Here is an 18455-nt window from a genome sequence, read left to right as displayed (position 1 = left end):
GTGAGGTCCAATGACTGACAACCACTCACCAAACCGTCGAACCGTCCTCAAGGCTGCCGGCGTCGGCGGCGCGCTGTCTGTTGCAGGGTGTCTCGACTCCACCGTCGAAAGCCAGTCAGAGCCCGAAACGTCGGCTGACGGGGAGACGGGGACCGACGGACCGGCACCGGCAAAGTCCGTCGACACCGACCGCATCGCCGCCGATCCCACCGACCTCCCCGACCCCGTCGACTGGTCGGAGCCGCGCCACCACGAGGTCGAGATGACCACCCTCGAACAGACCGCCGAGATCGAACCCGGGGTCACCTTCGACTACATGACCTTCGACGGCCGGGTTCCCGGCCCGATGATCCGGGTCCGTCGCGGTGATACCGTCCGGATCACCCTCACCAACGACGAGTCGAACTCGATGCCGCACAACATCGACCTCCACGCCGTCTACGGCCCCGGAAGACGAGCCCGAGTGGATGCTCGAACGGCGTCTGCGCGCCCTAAAGCAGTTCAAGCAGATGCCGATGCCCGACGACTGGCCGGGCGCACCCGACCTCAGCGAGGTCGAGATCGACGAGATCGTCCCGTACATCCGCCCGGACATCGAGACCCGCGGCGGCGTCGACGACTGGGAGGACCTGCCCGAGGAGATCCAGGACACCTTCGACAAACTCGGCATTCCCGAAGCCGAGAAAAACGCGCTGTCCGGCGTCGGCGCGCAGTACGAATCCGAGATCGTCTACCAGAACATGCAGGAACGCTGGGAGGACAAAGGCGTCATCTTCTGTGACATGGACCAGGCCGTCCAGGAACACGAAGAGATCGTCAAAGAACACTTCATGACCAAAGCCGTCCCAGCAAGCGACAACAAGTTCGCGGCGCTGCACGGTGCGATCTGGTCCGGTGGGAGCTTTGTCTACGTCCCCGAAGACACCACGGTGGAGATGCCCGTCCAGGCGTACTTCCGGATGAACTCCGACGGCATGGGGCAGTTCGAGCACACGCTGATCGTCGCCGAGGAGAACTCCGAAGTCCACTACATCGAGGGCTGTTCCGCTCCCAAGTACTCCGAGTTCAACCTCCACAGCGGCGGTGTCGAGGTCTTCGTCAAGGAAGGCGCGCACGTCCAGTATTCGACGGTCCAGAACTGGTCGAAAAACACCTACAACCTCAACACCAAACGAGCTATCGTCGAAGCCGACGGGACCATGGAGTGGGTCTCCGGCTCGATGGGCTCGAAGGCGACGATGCTCTATCCGTCCTCGGTCCTCAAGGGACCGGGCGCGACGGACAACCACATCACCATCGCCTTCGCGGGCGAAGGGCAGGACATCGACACCGGCGCGAAAGTCTATCACAACGCGCCGAACACCTCCTCGACCATCGAATCCAAATCCATCAGCAAGGACGGCGGCCGCACCAACTACCGCGGACTCGTCCACATGGCAGATGGTGCCGAAGGCTCCTCGACGGCGGTCGAGTGTGACGCGCTGATGTTCGACAACACCTCCACGTCGGACACGATGCCGTACATGGAGATTCAGGAGAGCGACGTCGACGTGGCCCACGAGGCGACCGTCGGCAAGATCGGTGACGAAGACGTGTTCTACCTGCAGTCTCGGGGCTTGGACGACGACGATGCCAAGCAGATGATCGTCGCCGGCTTCATCGAACCGATCACCGAGGAACTGCCCATCGAATACGCCGTCGAACTCAACCGACTAATCGAACTCGAAATGGAGGGCAGTCTCGGATAACTCCGGGGTGATTACAATGAGTACGCAGGTACACGCAAATCTGACAGAGGAACAGGTAACGGAGATCAGCGAGTCGCTCGGCGAGCCCGAGTGGCTACTGGAGACCCGTCTCGACGCGCTCGATGCGCTCGAGGACCTCGACATGCCGTCGGTAATCCGGACCCCGGGACGGGACTGGACGAACCTCGACGCGCTCGAATACGAGGAGTTCATCGATCCGCTGGAGATGGCCCAGGAGAAAGACCGCGTCGACGCCGAGGGCGTCGAGGTGCTCTCGTGGGCGGACGCGGTCGACGAACACGGCGACCTGATCGAAGAGCACTTCGGCAGTGTCGTCGACCCGCAGCGGGACTACCTCACGGCGCTGTCGACCGCCCTGTTCAGCGCGGGCACCGTCGTCTACGTCCCCGAGGGCGTCGTCGCCGAGGACGTGAAGATCCGCACCCGGATCAACTCCCAGTCGCTGTTCAACTACACGCTCGTCGTCGCCGAGGAGTCGGCGAGTGTCACGATCCTCGAACGGCAGTCCACCGGCGAGGAACTCGAGGGTCGACAGTACTACAGCGGCGTCGTCGAAGCGGTCGCCGAGAAGAACGCCCACGTCCAGTACGGCACCCTCCAGAACCTCTCGGAGGAGACGTACAACTACCAGGTCAAACGCGGCCACGCCGCACGCGACGGCCAGGTCAACTGGATCGAGGGCAACATCGGCACCCGTCTCACGAAGAGCTCGGTCGAGACCCGTCTGCTGGGCGACGGCAGCGAGTCCAAGATCGTCGGGGCCTTCTTCGGCCACGAGGATCAGCACATCGACATCGCCAGCCGCGTCTGGCACGAAGCCGAACACACGACGGCCGACCTCGTGACCCGGGGCGTCCTCGACGACGAGGCGCGCTCGGTCTACGAGGGCGTTCAGGATGTCGGCACGGAGGCGTGGGACACCAACTCCTACCAGCGTGAGAACACGCTGATGCTCTCCGACGACAGCGAGGCCGACGCCTCGCCGAAACTGATCATCAACAACCACGACACCGAAGCGAGTCACTCCGCGACGGTCGGGCAGGTCGACAGCGAAGACCTTCTCTACATGAACTCCCGCGGAATCGACGAGGAGCAGGCGACGAACATGCTCGTCGAGGGCTTTTTCGTCCCCGTCCACGAGGAGATCGAGGTCGACGAACTCCGCGAGGACCTCGAAGACCTGATCGCCGCCCGTCTGCGATAGGACGCCGTCCGTTTCGGTCGTTTTTTGCGCCAGCCGTGACCAGAGAGGAGTATGTTCGGAACGAGTGGCATCCGCGGGCCGGTCGGTGAGGAGGTAACGGCGGCGCTGGCACTGCGAGTCGGTCGCGCACTGGGCGTCGACGCCGACCGCGTCGTCGTCGGTCGCGATCCGCGCGAGAGCGGCGAGACGCTCCAGGCCGCACTCGCGGCCGGTCTGCGCGAGTCGGGCACAGATGTCGTCGACCTCGGCGTCGCGGCGACGCCGACGGTCGGCCGGGGGGTCGCCTGGGAAGATGCCGACGCCGGTGTAGCGATCACGGCCTCGCACAACCCCCCTGAGGATAACGGAATCAAACTCTGGCAGCCAAGCGGGCAGGCCTTCGACGCGGAGCTTCGCGAGGAGATGACCCGACGCATCGAGACGGAGGCGGTCGCACTCGCGGACTGGGACGAGTTCGGCGAGCACTCGTCTGTCGATCACACGGAGAGCCACCGGGAGGCGCTCATCGATGCGGTCGATGTCGAGAGGGAGCTATCGGTCGTCGTCGACGTTGGAAACGGGGCCGGCGGCGTCACGGCACGGGCGCTCGAAGAACTGGGTTGTCACGTCGAAACCCTGAACGCACAGCCAGACGGCGCGTTCCCGGGCCGACCGAGCGAACCGACCGCAGAACACTGCCAGTCGCTGGCCGAACTCGTCGGTTCGACCGACGCGGACGTGGGTATCGCCCACGACGGCGACGCGGACCGGATGCGCGCCGTGACGGCGGAGGGGGAGTTTCTGACGGGCGACGTGTTGCTCGCGCTCTTTGGCCGCGAGGCCGCCGTGGCAGGCGAGGCCGTTGCGCTCCCGGTCGACACCAGTCTGGCAGTCGAGGACCACCTCGCGGAGGCGGACATCGAAACCCGGCGCACCCCCGTCGGGGACGTGTACGTCGCGGAGGCGGCGAGCGAGGAGGGCGTCGCTTTCGGTGGCGAACCCAGCGGCGCGTGGATCTGGCCCGGAGAGACGCTCTGTCCCGACGGCCCGCTCGCGGCCTGTAAGATCGTGGCGATGGCCGCGACGACGCCGCTCGCGGAGCGTGCCGACACCGTCGAGACGTATCCGATCAGGCGGGAGGCCTTCGAGACCGACAGGAAGATGGCGCTCATGGAGGAGGTGAGCGACGAGGTCGTGGACCGCTACGAGACCGTCTCGACGCTCGACGGTGTCAGAGTCGACCTCGATGACGGCTGGTTCTTGCTCCGGGCCAGCGGGACACAACCGCTCGTGCGGATGACTGCCGAGGCACGCACCGAGCAGCGGGCCGAGGAGATTGCCGAGACGGCGATGACGCTCCTCGACGAGGCCGCATAGGAACAGAGAGAAAAAGAGGACGCAGACAGAGCGGGGAGGGCGGGAGGTTACCCCCGTCGCGTGGACCGGGCCTGGCGCACGTCAGCGCCGTCCCGGATCTTATCTTCACACTGTGGACACACACGTGGTTTGTCGACACCGTTCGGTGTGAATACTCGTGCGTAATCCGCCGTAACGAATGCACCGCAGTTCTGACATTCCGGCATACAAGCTATCTGTATATCCCCGGCGTAATAATGGTTGGTGGTGAGCCGAATTCCGTCCTCACAGCGAGGACGTAACGGAGCCGTCCTCGTCGAGTTCTATTACGCCATCGAACAACTCACTGAATGAGTCGTACACACTGTCGTCGTGGACGCTGTTGTCCATGTGAAAGAGCCCGACTGCGTCGTACTCGTCGAGTAATTCCAGAATCTCGACGACTGCCTCCCGCGCCCCCTCTTCGTCGGCGTAGTAGATCATCTCCGTGATCGAGTCGAGACTCACGCGGAGCTTTCCGTCGTGGGAATCGAGGAACTCCCGCGTCTGCTCGACGATCGCGTCGAGGTCTTCGGGCGTCGAGACGTATCTGACGTGGTCGCTCTGTCTGCGGGTGTAGCCGCGCTCGACCGAGAGCGTGTCCAGGATGGTCGCTCGGTCCTCGTCGACCTCGTAGTGTTCGAGTTTCTGTTCGACTTCGCGTGCGGTCGTCCGCGTCGAGATGACGAGCAGGTGGTCCGTGTCCGTCTTCAGAAACTGCGTGTCGATCCGGTCCGTTTCGCCGATGCTCGGATGAAAGAGGAGCAACCCGGTACCGCCCGGGACGGTCTCCGGCGTGTTCTCGATCGCCAGCGTGTACTCCATGTACCACTACTCCGGGGTGGTAGCGTCTTAAGTCTGCGGGCTTTCCCCGTCCTCCAGCGACGGCACGGCCCCGGCGACACTCGACTCCGCGAGGCGGTCGACGAGTTCCGAGAGACCGACAATCGAGACGGGCGCGTTCTCGGCCTCCGACTCCGCCGACGGCGTGACGGATCCGGTCGTGACGACGACAGCCTCGTCGGATCCCTGACCGTCCTCGACCGTCGTCGCACACTGTCTGATTACCGTCCGGTCGACCGGCCCTCCGTCAGCGTCGATAATCCACAGGAGATGTCGCTCCTCGGTCTCCGTGTCCACCGCGACCACGTCGTAGACGACCTCGCCGCCAGCGCCGACGACAGAGGTCTTCCATCCCTTCCGCTCCCAGAGTCGAGCGACGATATCCCGGAGGTCCGCCGTCCCGACCGCTTTCACCCGTTCCCGGAGCCGATCCGGTGACCCGGCCGCGGGGTCGGTATCGACAACTGTCCCGTCTCCGGACTCAGACTCCGCGCTGGTCGGCCCCTCGCGGCCCGTCTCGGCCCGTGCCTGTTTCTGGGCCTGTATCCGGTCGAGGACGGACTCGGTTCCCGGGTTTTCCCGTCCGAACGATCCCGTTGCCGTCGTCTGTGACGGCTCGTATACCTGTGTCGCCGTCGAACCGGAGTCGTGAAACGAGAGGTCGTCCATCTCGTCTCCCGAGTCGTCGGTCTCCGTCTCCGTCTCGTCGTCTTCCTCTTCAGGCTCGAATCCGATCGGATCGTCGGGCACCGAGCGCTCCGGTCGGACGCCAGCAAGCCGGTCCTCCGCCGCCGTGATCGCCGTCTCGATGGTCTCCGTGCGGTCGGGAGCGATTTCGCTCGCGAGGGTGTGCGCGTGCTCGAACTGTTCGGCGGCCCGCTCGTAGACCTGCGTCGCCTGTTTGTCGCGGTCCTGGACGGCCAGTTTATCGCCGGACCGGAGCCACTGTCGGCCGGCCTCGTAGTGGTCGCTGACCGCGTCGTCGGCGATTTCGGTCGTCTGTTCGCGGATCACCTCGCGGTCGGCGACGAACTGTCCGCCCTCGTCACCCCAGTCGAGACTGAGAAGGTCGTGATAGCGGTCGAGCGCGCGCTCCCACTCGCTGGCGGCGTCCTCGGGGTCAGCGAGCGCGACTGCGCGGCGCCTGGACGTGTCCGCGTCGACGAGTGGCCCGACGCGGAGCAGTTCCCGCTCGGCCGCCGCCCCCCGGAGTCGCTCCTCCAGTGATTCGGTGCTCGGGGTGGAGCCGTCAATGTCGAGTGCCTCGCGGTACGATTCGATGGCCCGGTCGTAGGACTCCGCGGCGGCCTCGTACTCGTCGCGCTGCCAGTGTGTCTGTGCTTGCGCGTGGGCGCGAGCGCCGTCTCCGCCCGCGAGTTCGCGCTCGACGTCGGTGAGCCAACTCCCGAGTTCCTCGGCGCGCCCGGCGATCCGTTGGTGCGCGGCGGGACCGACCTCACTGATCCGGTGCACCGCGGTATCGATGGTCTGGCGCGCTCCATCGACGTGCTCGCGTGCGGCCTCGTGCTCGTCGCTGGCCATCGCTTCCTCCGCGCGACTGAGGGTCTCCTCCACGTCGTCCAGCAATCGGGCGGCGTTGGCCCACACCTGGGTAGCGTCTTCGAGATACGCCGCGACCGGCTCGGGATCACCCGTCGACGGGAACGACCACCGCTCGTCCGCGAGCGTCTCGATCACGAGCGTGTTCGACCGCAGGCCGCTCTCGGTACTCACCCCGACAATATCGGGCAGCCGAACCGACAGCGAATCGTCGCCGCCGGCCTGTCCGACCACGAAAATAACGCGCAGATCCGTCACGAGCGCAAACGCCTGGAAGTTACTGTCCGGTTCGAGCGAGCGCCCGTCGTCGACTGTCACCCCCGACTTCTTGTTGCGAAGTACGTATTTCGGCTGCTCGCCCTCCCGGAGGTATTCGCCGAGGGGTCGTCCGTCGAGATACTCCCCGCCGAACAGCCCGTCCGCTTCCGTCCTCTCGAGTATCTCGTGGTCCTGCCCGTCTGTGAGATCGATGATCGTGCCCATACCCGACTCCGAGTATCTCCTCCTTCTATGCGGGACACAGTAAATACTTCGGCAACACCGGGAGCCGGCTAAGAAGACGAAAGCGAGGCTGTTCGGGGCTGACGTTCGGTGAGAAGTGGGTTTGGGCAGATTTGAACTGCCGACCTCCTCCATGTCAAGGAGGTGTCATAACCGGACTAGACCACAAACCCTCGCTCGCACTCATTGCTTGACGGCAGGGATAATTAAAGGTCACGAATTCGCCCCGCCGCCGTCGGTTGGTGCCCTCCTGGCGGAGATGACAAACCTATTTGCCGTCGCCGGTCGCGGATACTGGTATGTTCGTTCTGGTCAATCTGAAAGCGTATCCGCGCGATCCAGTCGAAGTTGCAGAGGCAGCGGCGTCGGTCGACAGCGGCGCGGCTGAAATCGCCATCGCACCCCAGACAGCCCACATCGACGCCGTCGCGGAGACCGGTGTGCAGACCTGGGCGCAACACCTCAGCCCCGTCGAACACGGCAGCCACACCGGCAGCACGCTGGCCGAGGCCGCCGCCGACGCCGGAGCGACGGGGACGCTTTTGAACCACTCGGAGAACCGCCTCAAACTCGCCGACATCGACGGCAGTCTCGATGCTGCCGACCGCGTCGGCTTCGACACCTGCGTCTGTGCGAACAATCCCGACCAGATCCGGGCGGCGGCGGCGCTCGGCCCGGACGCCGTCGCCGTCGAACCGCCGGAACTCATCGGCAGCGGAACGCCCGTCAGCAAGGCCGATCCGGATATCGTCCGCGACGCCGTCGAGGCGGCGGAGTCGGTCGATCCCACCGTCGACGTCTACTGTGGGGCTGGCATCTCGACGGGGGAGGATGTCGTCGCCGCGCGCGAGCTCGGAGCCGAAGGAGTGCTGTTGGCCAGCGGCGTGGCTAAGGCTGACGATCCGGCCGCGGCGCTCGCTGATCTCGTCGATCCGTTGTAACTGAACGCAAACAGCGCAGGCTCTTTGACCTCGCAGGCCAACAGTCGGGTATGCGTGTTGCCGTATTCGGCGCTGGATACGCCGGACTGACCGTTGCTCGTCGTCTCGAACGCGCGCTCTCTCCGGAGGCCGATCTGGTCGTCGTCGACGAGTCGACGGACCACCTCGTCCAGCACGAACTGCATCGCCTGATCCGGTATCCGGATCTCGAATCCGCGATCACGGTCCCGCTCGACAACATCCTCTCACGAGCACGGCTCCGGCAGGCGACCGTGACCGATATCGACGCCGAGGAGGGGACTGCAACACTGGACGCCGCCGACGGGACCGAAACGCTCGAATACGACCTCGCGGCTGTCTGCCTCGGGGCTGAAACGGCGTTTTACGGTCTCGACGGCGTCGAGGCGTACGCGACCCCGCTCAAGACGACCGACGACGCCCGGACGATCCGCGATCACGCCCTGCGCAATCCGGGTGGCACCGCAGTCGTCGGCGGCGGCGGACTCTCCGGGATCCAGGCCGCCGGTGAACTCGCCGCGCTCTCGGACGCGGAGGGGCTGGATCTCGACGTACGGATCGTCGAGATGGCCGACCGGATCGCGCCCGGATTCGACGCCGCCTTCGCAGATGCTGTCCGGGACGAACTCGTCGCTCGCGGCGTCACGATAGAGACCGGCGTCGCCGTCGACGCTGCCGACGAAGGAACTGTCCACCTCGAAGACGGCCGCTCGCTCGACGCCGACATTTTCGTCTGGACCGGCGGTATCCGCGGGCCGGACGCGCTCGGCGGCGAGCGCCGGCCGACTGCCCGTGATCTCCAGATCAGCGACAGCACCTTCGTCGTCGGCGACGCGGCCGCGGTGACCGACGAGAACGGGCAGGCGGTCCCGGCCAGCGCACAGACCGCCGTTCGGCAGGCCCGCGTCGCGGCTACGAACATCGCCGCGCTCGCCGGCGCGGACGAGGAGCCCGGTGGATCGGTGACGGTTCCGGTCTCCGAAGAGGGGGAGGCTCCGGAACCCGCGGTCGCGGAGACGACCACCGAATCCCGGCCGTCCCTCTCGGTCTACGAGCCGGAAACCGCCGGCTGGGTCGTCAGCGTCGGTGACGGAGCCGTCGCACAGGTCGGCCCGTTCGTCTTCAGCGGCGAACCGGCGAAGGCGGCCAAGGCCGCTATCGGTGCCGGACACCTCGGTTCGGTGGGCGCGATCAGACAGGCGTCGGAGCTGGTCGCGGAGGAACTCGGCTGGCCGACTGCCGGTGGCTCCCTCGACGGCTTCGACGGCACGCCGTCGGATGTCCTCCCGACCGATCCCGGTTCGCCGAGCGAACTCGGCGATCCCGGCCTCTCGTTGCTCGGACAGGTCGACCGGTTGTTCGGCGAGGAGTCCGTCGACCTCACCTCGTTGACCCGCCCCACAGACCGGAGTTACCCCGGCAGCGCGATCCGACAACTCCAGGAGACCGTGTTCGATTCACTCGACTTGCTCTCCGGCGGGACCGACCGTAGGGCGGACGGGGAAACCGGCCGAACTCACGCGGTCGATATCGACGTGGTCGAGGAAGCGGACCGCGACCACTCGGAGGACGACACCGGCTCGGAAGCGGGCGGAGAGAATTAACCCTGGGGCCTCTGCGTGGTTACGAAAACCGTTTTGACGGCTCCGTCCCGAACTCCGGTATGGTTTCGGAACTGTTCGACGAGTCGCGCTGGGAGTCGGTCGGGGAGTTCGATTTCACCGACATCACGTATCACCGCGGGACTGATGTCCCGGCGGTACGGATCGCCTTCGACCGGCCCGACGTGCGTAACGCCTTCCGTCCCGAGACGGTCGATCAGTTGTACACGGCACTGGACCACGCCCGCCGACAGCCGACAATCGGCTGCATTCTGCTGACCGGCAACGGCCCCTCCTCGAAAGACGGCGGCTGGGCGTTCTGCTCGGGCGGCGACCAGCAGATCCGCGGCGAGTCCGGCTACGAGTACGAGGAGGAGAGCGAGGAGGCCGCCGCACAGGAGGGTCTCGGCCGCCTGCACATCCTGGAAGTCCAGCGGCTCATCCGCTTTATGCCCAAGCCGGTCATCTGCGTCGCTCCCGGTTGGGCGGTCGGCGGCGGTCACTCCCTGCACGTCGTCTGTGACATGACAATCGCGAGCGAGAACGCGATTTTCAAACAGACCGACGCCGATGTCGGCTCCTACGACGCTGGCTTCGGGTCGGCGTATCTCGCCCGCCAGGTCGGACAGAAGAAGGCCCGCGAGATTTTCTTCCTCGGGCGGGACTACGACGCCGAGGAGGCCGCCGAGATGGGGATGGTCAACGAGGTGACCGACCACGACGAGCTAGAGGAGGTCGCCCTGGAGTGGGCCGACGAGATCACCCGCAAATCCCCGATGGCGATCCGGATGCTCAAGTACGCCTTCAACATGGCCGACGACGGGATGGTCGGCCAGCAGGTCTTCGCGGGCGAGGCCACCCGCCTCGGCTACATGACCGAGGAGGCCCAGGAGGGCCGCGACGCGTTCAACGAGAACAGGGAGCCGAACTTCCGGCAGTTCCCGTGGCACTACTGATCCGGTGACTCCGGTCAGTTGTACCGGTCGTCCAGAATCGTTCCCACGCCCAGCGCGCCGAACACGAACGAGACGAGCGCGCCGATTCCGCTGAGTGCCAGCCCGGCGTTGATCCCGGCCGCAAGGAGCAACGGCACCAGCCACCCGTCCTCGTGGCCGACCACGCGGTCAGCGATACCGAGTAACACCAGCGAGGAACCCGCCGCCCAGACGAGTGCGCCGAGCACCGCCAGCGGGATCACGAAGAGGATGCCGACGATCGAAATGACGAGCAGCACGATCAGCACGACCACCAACAGCAGCACCGTGATCCCGTACAGAAACGGACCGACCGGGTCGTCGAACACCTCCCCGATCATCCGCTCGGTGTAGTCGGGAAACACCGCGACGAGGATTGCGCCGACGACGAGCGTCGTGAAGAAGGCGCTGACGGCCCCACCGAACAGCGTCTGCTCCGCACCGATCTGTACGTCGATATCCGTCCCCGTCGCGACCAACACCCGTCCGAAGAGGTGCGCTGTACTCATACTCTACTTGCTCTTGCCGAGTATGTAGGTGTATCGATGAGTGCACTCTGGACCTCACCTGGTGTGTCACTCGGAACCATATTTCAGATACGTTCTATACGCTGCGCGAGAGACGATTCGGATACATGTCAGATCCGTTCGGCCGCGCTATCAGGGACCACTACCACGGTGAACAGACGGGGCCGCTGTGGCAGTTCGACGGCGAGGACCGTCAGGAACATCCCATCGAGCAGTTCTATTTCGAGCCCTTCGACCCGACGACGCCGGAGGAGGAGTGGATCGCGCGACGCCTCCGCGGCCCGCTTCTGGACGTCGGCGCAGGGGCCGGACGCGATACGCTGCACTTCCAACGGCAGTTCGAGGCCGTCGGGCTCGAACACAGCCGACAGCTCGTGACGCTGATGGAGGAACGAGGCGTGGAAAAGGCCCGGCACGGCGATATGTTCGCACTTCCCGAGCAGTTCGATCCCGACCGGTTCGAGTCCGCCCTCGTCCGCGGGACACAGCTCGCACTCGGAAAGTCGATGGCTGGCGTCCGCGAGTTTCTCGACGACCTGGCTACCGTGACCACGCCGGGTGCTACCGCCGTCGTGGACTGCTACGACCCGACAGACGAGGCCGCCGCGGATCTACTCGGCCACCGCGAAGACTCCGCCGTTGGACTGGCGTTTCGTGTCATGAACTTCGAGTATGTGGGCGATTTCGGGGAGACGCTGCTCTTTCGCTTGCTCTCCCCGGACCGACTCCGTGAGGCGGCCGAGCAGACGGCTTGGACTGTCACGGAGACGCGACACAGTGCGGACAGTTCCTACTACATGACAGCCCTGGACAAGTAACGGAGCGCAGGACGCGGCCGGACACGCCTCGCCAGTTCCTGCCGACTGGGAACTGTCGGCGGGTTTTATCGAAGACGGTCGAAAACGAGCCGACGATGGCTGATCTCACCGACTCACTGCCCTCTCGGCCGTTGCCGCTGTCCGTCGCGGAACAGCTCTCGGACAGAGACGGCCGATTCGTCCCGGTATCGACCGTCGAATCGGACGGGACCGAACGGGTCTGTACGATGCTGATCGAGGGCGCCGAGCAGTTCCGCGGCGTGGGATACGATCGGGACGTGGACCACTGGGAGATCGTGACCGAAGCGCCGGAGACGGGAACCCTCGAAGGCCTCCCATCGGCCCGGAGACAGACCCTCCGGACGGAGGTGCTCGACGCGCTCGAACGCTGGGCCGACGACCGGTACGACGACCCGACGACGGTGGTCGACGACGAATAAAAAGACAGACAGTCCGTTACTCGTCGGTCTTGTCCAGTTCCGGATCGAACTGGATGATGTTTTCGAGGTCCTCGTCGTTGACGTCCTCGAAGGCGTCGCGTGCGATGGTGCGTCGGTGGACCTCGTCGGTCCCGTCGACGATCCGGAACGGCCGGATCGACTCGTAGAAGTACGCAATCGGCAGATCCTTGCCGATCCCGTTGCCACCACAGCACTGCAGCGCCAGGTCGACCGCTTCGGTCGTCACGTTTGCGGTGAAGGTCTTTGCCATCGCGACCTCGACGCGGGCCTCGCCGCGGTCGAGTTCGCGGGCAGCGTGTCGGACCATCGTCCGGGCGGCGTGGAGATTCGTCTCGGCGTCGGCGATGCGGTGTCGCAGCGCCTGCTTTTCGGAGACCGAACTGCCGAAGGCCTCACGGTGCTGGATGTACGCCTTCGCGATGTTGAGCGAGCGCATCGCCATCCCGGAGTAGCGCATACAGTGGGTGAGCCGACCGCCACCGAGACGCATCTGTGCGATCTGGAACCCTGCCCCCTCCGCGCCGACGGTGTTCTCGACGGGCACGCGCACGTTGTGAAACTTGAACTCGGCGTGACCGCGCTGGATGTCGATCAGGTCGTCGAAGTGGCCGAGATGCGGGATATCCCGAACGCACTCGACGCCGTCGGTGTCGGTCGGCACGAGGATGATCGACGTGCCCTCGTAGGGATGTTTGTCGAGGTCTGTCCGGGCCATGACCAGCAGGAAGTCGGCGTCGTAGCCGTCGGATGTCCACCACTTGTGGCCGTTGATGACCCACTCGTCGCCGTCCTTCTTCGCGGTGGTCTTCAGCATCTTCGGGTCCGAACCGGCCCCCTGTTGCGGTTCGGTCATCGCAAAGCCGGAGGAGATATCGCCCTGAACGAGGGGACGGAGCCACTCCTCTTTCTGTTCTTCGGAACCGACCGCCTCCAGGGTGTGCATGTTCCCCTCCTGGGGAGCGTGTGCGCGAATCGACATCGCGCCGAGCATCGACCGTCCGACCTGCTCGAAGGAGGGCAGCATGTCGCTGAAATCCAGTCCCTGTCCGCCGTACTCCTCGGGGACCTGCGGCGCGAACAGATCCCGCTCTTTGGCTTTCTCCCAGAAGTCGCGCATCTCGTCGATTGTGACGGGATCACGGTTCTGGAGCGCCTGTCGCTCGCGGGGAATGACCTCCTCGTCCATGAAGGCCTCGACCCTGCTCGCCACCTCTTTCGCTTTCTCGGAGTCGTGATACTCCATACCAGAAACGGTTGTCACAACAACTTAAACCTAGGAGGTTTCTGTCGTCGGGGCTGTTCACGAAACCATCGGCTGGGCTTTCCAGCAGTAGGGTCGGGGTCTCGCTGATTCTGTCCGAATCCGATGCCGGGCAGTTTTTACGTAGCAGTCGATCAACGCCGCGACATGGACTCAGACGTGACCATCCGCGCCGCCGAACAGGGTGACGCGGAGGCTATCCTTCACATTCACGTCGGAGCGATCATCGCCGACGGCCCCGGGGCGTACTCAGACCGACAGGTCGCGGCCTGGGCTGCAAAGACAGAGGGAACGCAACGGTATCTCGACAGCGTCGACGACGAGGCGACAGACATTGTCGTCGCAGAGCGGGAGGGGGTCACCGGATTCGGTGAACTCGACACCGACGACGGTGTGATCGAGGCGATTTTCGTCGAGCCACAGAGTCACGGCACTGGTATCGGTTCCACGATACTGCGACACTTCGAGCAGACGCTACGGCGGGCGGGGTTCTCCCGGTCTCGGCTCCGGGCCGTGCACAACGCCGTTGGCTTCTACGAGCGCCACGGATACGAGCCGACTGGTACAGATACTCGGACGACGACGAACGGCGTCGAACTGTCCTCAGTCTGGATGGAAAAACACCTCTCGGATCGGTAGTTAGTGCTCCGCCGGAATCGTCGCCGTCGCCTCGCCGCTGAGCACCTCCTCGCCGTCCTGATTGGTCACCGAAAGCTCCGTCTCGACGGTCGCCTCCTCGCCGTCGACCTCGATAGCCGTGATCTCCGCGACCGCGGTCACGGTATCGTCGGGCCAGACCTGGGACTCGAAGCGGACGCCGTAGGAGTCGATGTTTTCGATCCCGAACCACTTGGTTACGGCCTGTACAGCGAAGCCAGCAGTGAGCATCCCCTGTGCGAAGACACCGTCGTAGCCGGCCATCTCCGCCAGTCGCTGGTCGTAGTGGATCGGGTTGAAGTCGCCGCTCGCACCGGCGTACTTGACGAAGTCACGCCGCTCGATGTGTTCGATCTGTGGCTCCGGCCCGGTGTCACCGACCTCCAACTCGGCCGCGACGGGCACGTCTGGGTCACTCATCGGCATCACCCGCCTCGATCGCCCCGCCGGTCTCGATTGCCGTCGACCGTGCTGTCAACACGAGGTCGCCGTCCTGGTCGGTGTACTCCGTCTCCAGCACGGCGAAGGTCATCGTCCCGCCGCGGTTTCCGTTGCGTTCGTACACGTCGACGAGCGTGGTCGTCCCCGTCAGCACGTCGCCGACGACCAGCGGTCGCTCGTACTCGTACTCCTGTTCGCCGTGGATGGTGTACTCCTCCTGGAAGCCGAGATCGATGCCGTATCTCTCGACCGTTCGGTATCGGGGGAACATCGACACGCGCTCGAAGGTCAGCGGTGCGGGAATCCCGTCGAAACCGCGTTCTTCGGCGACCTCCTCGTCCCTGTAGACGGGGTCGTCGTCCTTGACCGCCCTGGCGAACTCCTCGACTTTCCCGGCTTCGATCTCGAAGTCCTCGACGGTCACGACCGACGTGCCGACGAGCGATTCTAACTCCTCCATCGACTTCTCTGCCATGCCGGCACCTCCACGCGCCATCGTGTTGATTCTATTGTTCTTCTCCCGAGAGGTCTGAGCAATGTAAGCGAGTTCGTACCGATGTTTTAATATTGGTTTCGTGAGAACCCAACAGACGTGACAATAGACAGTATCGACACCGTCACGGTGTTGGGTGCAGGTAGTATGGGACACGGAATCACGGAGGTCGTCGCCCTGGCGGGCTACGACGTGACGATGCGGGATATCGAGGAGGATATCGTCCAGGACGGCTACGAGGACATCGAGTGGTCGCTGGACAAACTCGACGAGAAAGGGCTGATCGACCAGGAACCGGAGGAGGTCCTCGACCGCATCTCGACGACGGTCGACCTCGAAGACGCCGTCACGGGCGCGGATATGGTCATCGAGGCCGCCCCGGAGCAGATGGACCTCAAGAAGGACATCTTCGGTGACCTCGACGAGATGGCCGACGAGGACGCGCTGCTGGCCTCGAACACCTCGTCGCTGTCGATCACCGAAATCGCCTCGGCGACCGACCGGCCCGACAAGGTCGTCGGACTGCACTTTTTCAACCCGCCGGTCCAGATGGATCTCGTCGAAGTGATCTACGGCGACGAGACCACCGACGCGACCGCCGAGCAGGCCTACGAGTTCATCGAGTCCATCGACAAGACCCCGATCTACGTCCGCAAGGACGTCCAGGGTTTCGTCGTCAACACCGTTCTCGGGCCGTTCAGCGGCGAGGCCGCCTGGATGGTCTCGGAGGGGCTCGCGGAGATCAAGGAGGCCGACGCGTCGATGACACAGCGTGGCTATCCGATGGGTCCCTTCGAGTTGAGCGACATGACCGGCATCGACATCGGCTATCACGTCCGTAAGGAAGCGGGCATGCCGATTCCGCCGATTGTCCAGGAGAAAGTCGACGCCGACGAACTCGGGCAGAAGACCGGCAAGGGCTACTACGACTACGAGGACGGCGACGGTGCCGACTACGAGCCCAGTGACGCGAGCGACGACTTCGACTGGCTGCGCATCGAATCCGTGATCGTCAACCGCGCCGCCGAACTCATCGAAAACGACGTGGCGACGGCCGAGGCAATCGACACTGGACTGCGCCTCGGTGCCGGCTTCCCCGAGGGGCCGTGCCGCCGCGCCGACAAGACCGGTCTCGACACCATCGTCGAGAAACTCGAGGAACTGGACGAGGAGTACGGCGACGAACACGGAGAAGGGCGCTACGAGCCCTCGCAGTATCTCCTCGATCTCGTCGAGGAGGGTCACACGGGCCGCGACGCCGGCAAAGGCTTCTTCGAGTACGAGAGCGGCGACGGTCCGGGCGATTACCACACCATCAACTACGAACTCCACGACGACGGCCTGCTCGAGATCGAACTCGACCGCCCCGCACAGCTAAACGCCCTCTCCCCGGATCTGATGGACGCTATCGTCGACCTGCTCGACTCGGTCGACGACGAGGAGGTCCGTGCCGTGACCTTCGAGGGCGCCGGCGACCGCGCGTTCTGTGCCGGTGCCGACGTGACCGCGTTCAGCGATTCCGATCCCGCCAAGGACTCGGAGCCGACGGAAGTGTTCACCGCCGTCGCGGAGTACCCGCGGCCGACCCTCGCCAAGATCGACGGCTTCTGTCTCGGCGGCGGTCTCGAACTCGCGCTGGCCTGTGACCTGCGGATCGCGACCGAGGACTCCAGTTTCGGCTTCCCCGAGATCGATCTCGGTCTGCTGCCGGGCGGCGGCGGCACCCAGCGCACGATTCGCAACCTCTCGGACGCCCGCGCGAAGGAACTCGTCTTCCGCGGCGAGCACATCTCCGCCGAGCGCGCCCAGGACTGGGGGCTGATCAACCGCGCGGTCTCCGGTGAGGAGTACGAAGAGACCGTCGAGGAGTTCGTCGACGACCTCGTCAACGGCCCGCCGATCGCGCTGCGGAAGGCCAAACGCGTCATGAACGAGGGTGCCGATCAGGACCTCGACGCCGGCCTCGAGATGGAGAGCCAGGCCTTCGGCCTACTGTTGACGACCGACGACATGATGGAGGGTGTCGCGGCCTTCTCCGCGGACCGCGAACCGGAGTTCGAAGGCGAGTAACGACCCCACCTGGTTGCAGTACTTTTTCGTCCGGTCCGACCGTTCGGCGGAGCATGATCGAGCGACTCTGGCGCGGTTGGACCGAACCGGCGGACGCAGACGCCTACGAGCGCCTACTCAGAGAGCAGGTGTTCGCAGATCTGGCCGAAGAAATCGACGGCTACCGTGGCGTTCGCATCCTCCGACGCGAGACGGACGAGTGCGTCGAGTTTCTTACCGCCATGCGGTTCGAGTCGATCGACGCGGTCGAACAGTTCGCCGGTGGGGACTACGAGCAGGCACACGTGCCGCCGGAGGCACGGGACCTACTGTGTCGGTTCGACGACCACGCGGAACACTTCGAGATCCGAGCGGAGATCGAAGTGTAACTACGGCCCCGCAACCACTATGGCTCCGTGCCGGTTACCACGATCCGATGGCCGACTCCCGAGTACTCACCGCCGCCGTCGGATTGGCTGTCAGCCTCGCCGCGAGCGCCCTGCTGTGGATGTATTTCGAGACGTTCCTGTTCTTTCTGTTCGTCCCGTTCGTCCCGTTTCTGTTTCGGGACCTCGGAGATGACGAGTCCAGACAGCCACAGCCCCGTGAGTGTCCACAGTGCGGGTTTCAGACGCTAAACGACGAGTACGAGTACTGCCCGCGGGACGGGCGACGACTGCAGAAGCGGCGAGACGGGACGACCGAACAGCGGCGGACCGACGGCTGGTCTTAGAGGACGACGACCCAGACGACGCCGCCGACGACGAGCAGGAGCGCGGCGTAGAAGAGGAGGCTGAGAACGAGCGAGACGATTTTGAACGGGAGCATGATCAGTTTGATCGGCAGCATGAGCAGGGACCACAGCAGGCTGAACAGTGCTCTGATCATACCTGCCAGTTGTTGTCACCCAAATAAAAGTTTGGTGGCGGTCCCCGAGGGGTTTCGACGGGCGTCCGCCCGGTT

General features: G+C 64.7%; 19 protein-coding genes, 1 tRNA gene and 2 pseudogenes. 13 read left to right on the top strand and 9 right to left on the bottom strand.

Annotation, left to right across the window (positions count from 1 at the left end; genetic code table 11):
* Positions 1–10 precede the first annotated feature (10 nt).
* The 4 genes and pseudogenes from GRX03_RS17095 to glmM form a co-directional block, all read left to right on the top strand.
* A pseudogene (locus GRX03_RS17095) lies at positions 11–349 on the top strand (twin-arginine translocation signal domain-containing protein); the annotation flags it as partial.
* Positions 350–449: 100 nt separating this feature from the next.
* A pseudogene (gene sufB / locus GRX03_RS16090) lies at positions 450–1748 on the top strand (Fe-S cluster assembly protein SufB); the annotation flags it as partial.
* Positions 1749–1764: 16 nt separating this feature from the next.
* On the top strand, positions 1765–2973 hold the full coding sequence (sufD, locus tag GRX03_RS16085) for a Fe-S cluster assembly protein SufD (protein WP_159765441.1): 1209 nt from the start codon (positions 1765–1767) through the stop codon (positions 2971–2973).
* 51 nt (positions 2974–3024) lie between these two features.
* Positions 3025–4329: a phosphoglucosamine mutase gene (gene glmM / locus GRX03_RS16080; protein ID WP_159765439.1), complete on the top strand. Its 1305-nt coding sequence runs from the start codon at positions 3025–3027 to the stop codon at positions 4327–4329.
* 47 nt (positions 4330–4376) lie between these two features.
* Here glmM and GRX03_RS17145 read toward each other — a convergent pair whose 3' ends face one another.
* From GRX03_RS17145 to GRX03_RS16065, 4 genes are all read right to left on the bottom strand, one after another.
* Complete coding sequence (locus GRX03_RS17145) at positions 4377–4535, bottom strand: DUF7563 family protein (protein WP_449271940.1); 159 nt, start codon at positions 4533–4535, stop codon at positions 4377–4379.
* Positions 4536–4593: 58 nt separating this feature from the next.
* Complete coding sequence (locus GRX03_RS16075; RefSeq protein ID WP_159765437.1) at positions 4594–5172, bottom strand: DUF7090 family protein; 579 nt, start codon at positions 5170–5172, stop codon at positions 4594–4596.
* Between the two features lie 27 nt (positions 5173–5199).
* A complete protein-coding gene (locus tag GRX03_RS16070) occupies positions 5200–7233 on the bottom strand; it encodes a restriction endonuclease (protein ID WP_159765435.1) in 2034 nt (677 codons plus the stop codon).
* Positions 7234–7349: 116 nt separating this feature from the next.
* A tRNA-Val gene (locus GRX03_RS16065) sits at positions 7350–7424 on the bottom strand.
* Positions 7425–7550: 126 nt separating this feature from the next.
* Here GRX03_RS16065 and tpiA point away from each other — a divergent pair.
* The 3 genes from tpiA to GRX03_RS16050 are packed head-to-tail and all read left to right on the top strand — an operon-like array spanning position 7551 to position 10767.
* Positions 7551–8192 (top strand): triose-phosphate isomerase, encoded by a 642-nt coding sequence (gene tpiA / locus GRX03_RS16060; protein ID WP_159765433.1) that lies wholly within the window; start codon positions 7551–7553, stop codon positions 8190–8192.
* Between the two features lie 50 nt (positions 8193–8242).
* Positions 8243–9814: an NAD(P)/FAD-dependent oxidoreductase gene (locus tag GRX03_RS16055; protein ID WP_159765431.1), complete on the top strand. Its 1572-nt coding sequence runs from the start codon at positions 8243–8245 to the stop codon at positions 9812–9814.
* 59 nt (positions 9815–9873) lie between these two features.
* Positions 9874–10767, top strand: coding sequence for a 1,4-dihydroxy-2-naphthoyl-CoA synthase (locus tag GRX03_RS16050; RefSeq protein ID WP_159765428.1), 894 nt, complete (start codon positions 9874–9876; stop codon positions 10765–10767).
* A gap of 14 nt (positions 10768–10781) precedes the next feature.
* On the opposite strand, the gene GRX03_RS16045 is transcribed toward GRX03_RS16050, so the two are convergent.
* Complete coding sequence (locus GRX03_RS16045; RefSeq protein WP_159765426.1) at positions 10782–11294, bottom strand: hypothetical protein; 513 nt, start codon at positions 11292–11294, stop codon at positions 10782–10784.
* A 125-nt stretch (positions 11295–11419) separates the two neighbouring features.
* On the opposite strand from GRX03_RS16045, the gene GRX03_RS16040 reads away from it, so the two are divergent.
* On the top strand, positions 11420–12130 hold the full coding sequence (locus GRX03_RS16040; RefSeq protein ID WP_159765424.1) for a class I SAM-dependent methyltransferase: 711 nt from the start codon (positions 11420–11422) through the stop codon (positions 12128–12130).
* Positions 12131–12225: 95 nt separating this feature from the next.
* Complete coding sequence (locus tag GRX03_RS16035) at positions 12226–12570, top strand: hypothetical protein (RefSeq protein WP_159765422.1); 345 nt, start codon at positions 12226–12228, stop codon at positions 12568–12570.
* 16 nt (positions 12571–12586) lie between these two features.
* On the opposite strand, the gene GRX03_RS16030 is transcribed toward GRX03_RS16035, so the two are convergent.
* Entirely contained in the window at positions 12587–13834 is a 1248-nt protein-coding gene (locus GRX03_RS16030) for an acyl-CoA dehydrogenase family protein (RefSeq protein ID WP_159765420.1), read from the bottom strand.
* A 165-nt stretch (positions 13835–13999) separates the two neighbouring features.
* On the opposite strand from GRX03_RS16030, the gene GRX03_RS16025 reads away from it, so the two are divergent.
* Positions 14000–14491, top strand: a complete 492-nt coding sequence (locus GRX03_RS16025) for a GNAT family N-acetyltransferase (RefSeq protein WP_159765418.1) — start codon at positions 14000–14002, stop codon at positions 14489–14491.
* On the opposite strand, the gene GRX03_RS16645 is transcribed toward GRX03_RS16025, so the two are convergent.
* Together GRX03_RS16645 and GRX03_RS16640 are read right to left on the bottom strand one after the other, a co-directional pair.
* Entirely contained in the window at positions 14492–14929 is a 438-nt protein-coding gene (locus tag GRX03_RS16645) for a MaoC family dehydratase (RefSeq protein ID WP_201289268.1), read from the bottom strand. It lies immediately after the preceding gene.
* The gene (locus GRX03_RS16640; RefSeq protein ID WP_201289267.1) at positions 14922–15425 is read right to left on the bottom strand and encodes an FAS1-like dehydratase domain-containing protein; all 504 of its coding nucleotides are present in this window, start codon (positions 15423–15425) and stop codon (positions 14922–14924) included. The genes GRX03_RS16645 and GRX03_RS16640 overlap by 8 nt, the downstream gene beginning before the upstream one ends.
* A 117-nt stretch (positions 15426–15542) precedes the next feature.
* Here GRX03_RS16640 and GRX03_RS16015 point away from each other — a divergent pair, with 117 nt between their 5' ends.
* Genes GRX03_RS16015 through GRX03_RS16005 form a run of 3 tightly spaced genes read left to right on the top strand, consistent with a single transcriptional unit; the run spans position 15543 to position 18225 of the window.
* Positions 15543–17513 (top strand): 3-hydroxyacyl-CoA dehydrogenase/enoyl-CoA hydratase family protein, encoded by a 1971-nt coding sequence (locus GRX03_RS16015; protein ID WP_368278590.1) that lies wholly within the window; start codon positions 15543–15545, stop codon positions 17511–17513.
* 53 nt (positions 17514–17566) lie between these two features.
* Positions 17567–17881 carry an antibiotic biosynthesis monooxygenase gene (locus tag GRX03_RS16010; protein ID WP_159765414.1) on the top strand — a complete coding sequence of 105 codons (315 nt, stop codon included), beginning with the start codon at positions 17567–17569 and terminating at the stop codon, positions 17879–17881.
* A 47-nt stretch (positions 17882–17928) separates the two neighbouring features.
* Positions 17929–18225 carry a hypothetical protein gene (locus tag GRX03_RS16005; protein WP_159765412.1) on the top strand — a complete coding sequence of 99 codons (297 nt, stop codon included), beginning with the start codon at positions 17929–17931 and terminating at the stop codon, positions 18223–18225.
* On the opposite strand, the gene GRX03_RS16000 is transcribed toward GRX03_RS16005, so the two are convergent.
* On the bottom strand, positions 18222–18380 hold the full coding sequence (locus GRX03_RS16000; RefSeq protein ID WP_159765410.1) for a hypothetical protein: 159 nt from the start codon (positions 18378–18380) through the stop codon (positions 18222–18224). The two genes, GRX03_RS16005 and GRX03_RS16000, sit on opposite strands and share 4 nt — an antisense overlap.
* Positions 18381–18455: the final 75 nt, after the last annotated feature.

Source organism: Halovenus carboxidivorans, assembly GCF_009831575.1.
Lineage (GTDB): Archaea > Halobacteriota > Halobacteria > Halobacteriales > Haloarculaceae > Halovenus > Halovenus carboxidivorans.
Note: the sequence above shows the minus strand (reverse complement) of the source record. Positions and strands in the feature narration are given on the sequence as shown.

What these genes read in the sequence shown, in the direction of transcription:
- sufD (WP_159765441.1), top strand. Translation starts at nt 1,765, where the DNA reads ATGAGTACGCAGGTACACGCAAATCTGACAGAGGAACAGGTAACGGAG.
- glmM (WP_159765439.1), top strand. Translation starts at nt 3,025, where the DNA reads ATGTTCGGAACGAGTGGCATCCGCGGGCCGGTCGGTGAGGAGGTAACG.
- GRX03_RS17145 (WP_449271940.1), bottom strand. Translation starts at nt 4,535, where the DNA reads ATGCCGGAATGTCAGAACTGCGGTGCATTCGTTACGGCGGATTACGCA.
- GRX03_RS16075 (WP_159765437.1), bottom strand. Translation starts at nt 5,172, where the DNA reads ATGGAGTACACGCTGGCGATCGAGAACACGCCGGAGACCGTCCCGGGC.
- GRX03_RS16070 (WP_159765435.1), bottom strand. Translation starts at nt 7,233, where the DNA reads ATGGGCACGATCATCGATCTCACAGACGGGCAGGACCACGAGATACTC.
- tpiA (WP_159765433.1), top strand. Translation starts at nt 7,551, where the DNA reads ATGTTCGTTCTGGTCAATCTGAAAGCGTATCCGCGCGATCCAGTCGAA.
- GRX03_RS16055 (WP_159765431.1), top strand. Translation starts at nt 8,243, where the DNA reads ATGCGTGTTGCCGTATTCGGCGCTGGATACGCCGGACTGACCGTTGCT.
- GRX03_RS16050 (WP_159765428.1), top strand. Translation starts at nt 9,874, where the DNA reads ATGGTTTCGGAACTGTTCGACGAGTCGCGCTGGGAGTCGGTCGGGGAG.
- GRX03_RS16045 (WP_159765426.1), bottom strand. Translation starts at nt 11,294, where the DNA reads ATGAGTACAGCGCACCTCTTCGGACGGGTGTTGGTCGCGACGGGGACG.
- GRX03_RS16040 (WP_159765424.1), top strand. Translation starts at nt 11,420, where the DNA reads ATGTCAGATCCGTTCGGCCGCGCTATCAGGGACCACTACCACGGTGAA.
- GRX03_RS16035 (WP_159765422.1), top strand. Translation starts at nt 12,226, where the DNA reads ATGGCTGATCTCACCGACTCACTGCCCTCTCGGCCGTTGCCGCTGTCC.
- GRX03_RS16030 (WP_159765420.1), bottom strand. Translation starts at nt 13,834, where the DNA reads ATGGAGTATCACGACTCCGAGAAAGCGAAAGAGGTGGCGAGCAGGGTC.
- GRX03_RS16025 (WP_159765418.1), top strand. Translation starts at nt 14,000, where the DNA reads ATGGACTCAGACGTGACCATCCGCGCCGCCGAACAGGGTGACGCGGAG.
- GRX03_RS16645 (WP_201289268.1), bottom strand. Translation starts at nt 14,929, where the DNA reads ATGAGTGACCCAGACGTGCCCGTCGCGGCCGAGTTGGAGGTCGGTGAC.
- GRX03_RS16640 (WP_201289267.1), bottom strand. Translation starts at nt 15,425, where the DNA reads ATGGCAGAGAAGTCGATGGAGGAGTTAGAATCGCTCGTCGGCACGTCG.
- GRX03_RS16010 (WP_159765414.1), top strand. Translation starts at nt 17,567, where the DNA reads ATGATCGAGCGACTCTGGCGCGGTTGGACCGAACCGGCGGACGCAGAC.
- GRX03_RS16005 (WP_159765412.1), top strand. Translation starts at nt 17,929, where the DNA reads ATGGCCGACTCCCGAGTACTCACCGCCGCCGTCGGATTGGCTGTCAGC.
- GRX03_RS16000 (WP_159765410.1), bottom strand. Translation starts at nt 18,380, where the DNA reads ATGATCAGAGCACTGTTCAGCCTGCTGTGGTCCCTGCTCATGCTGCCG.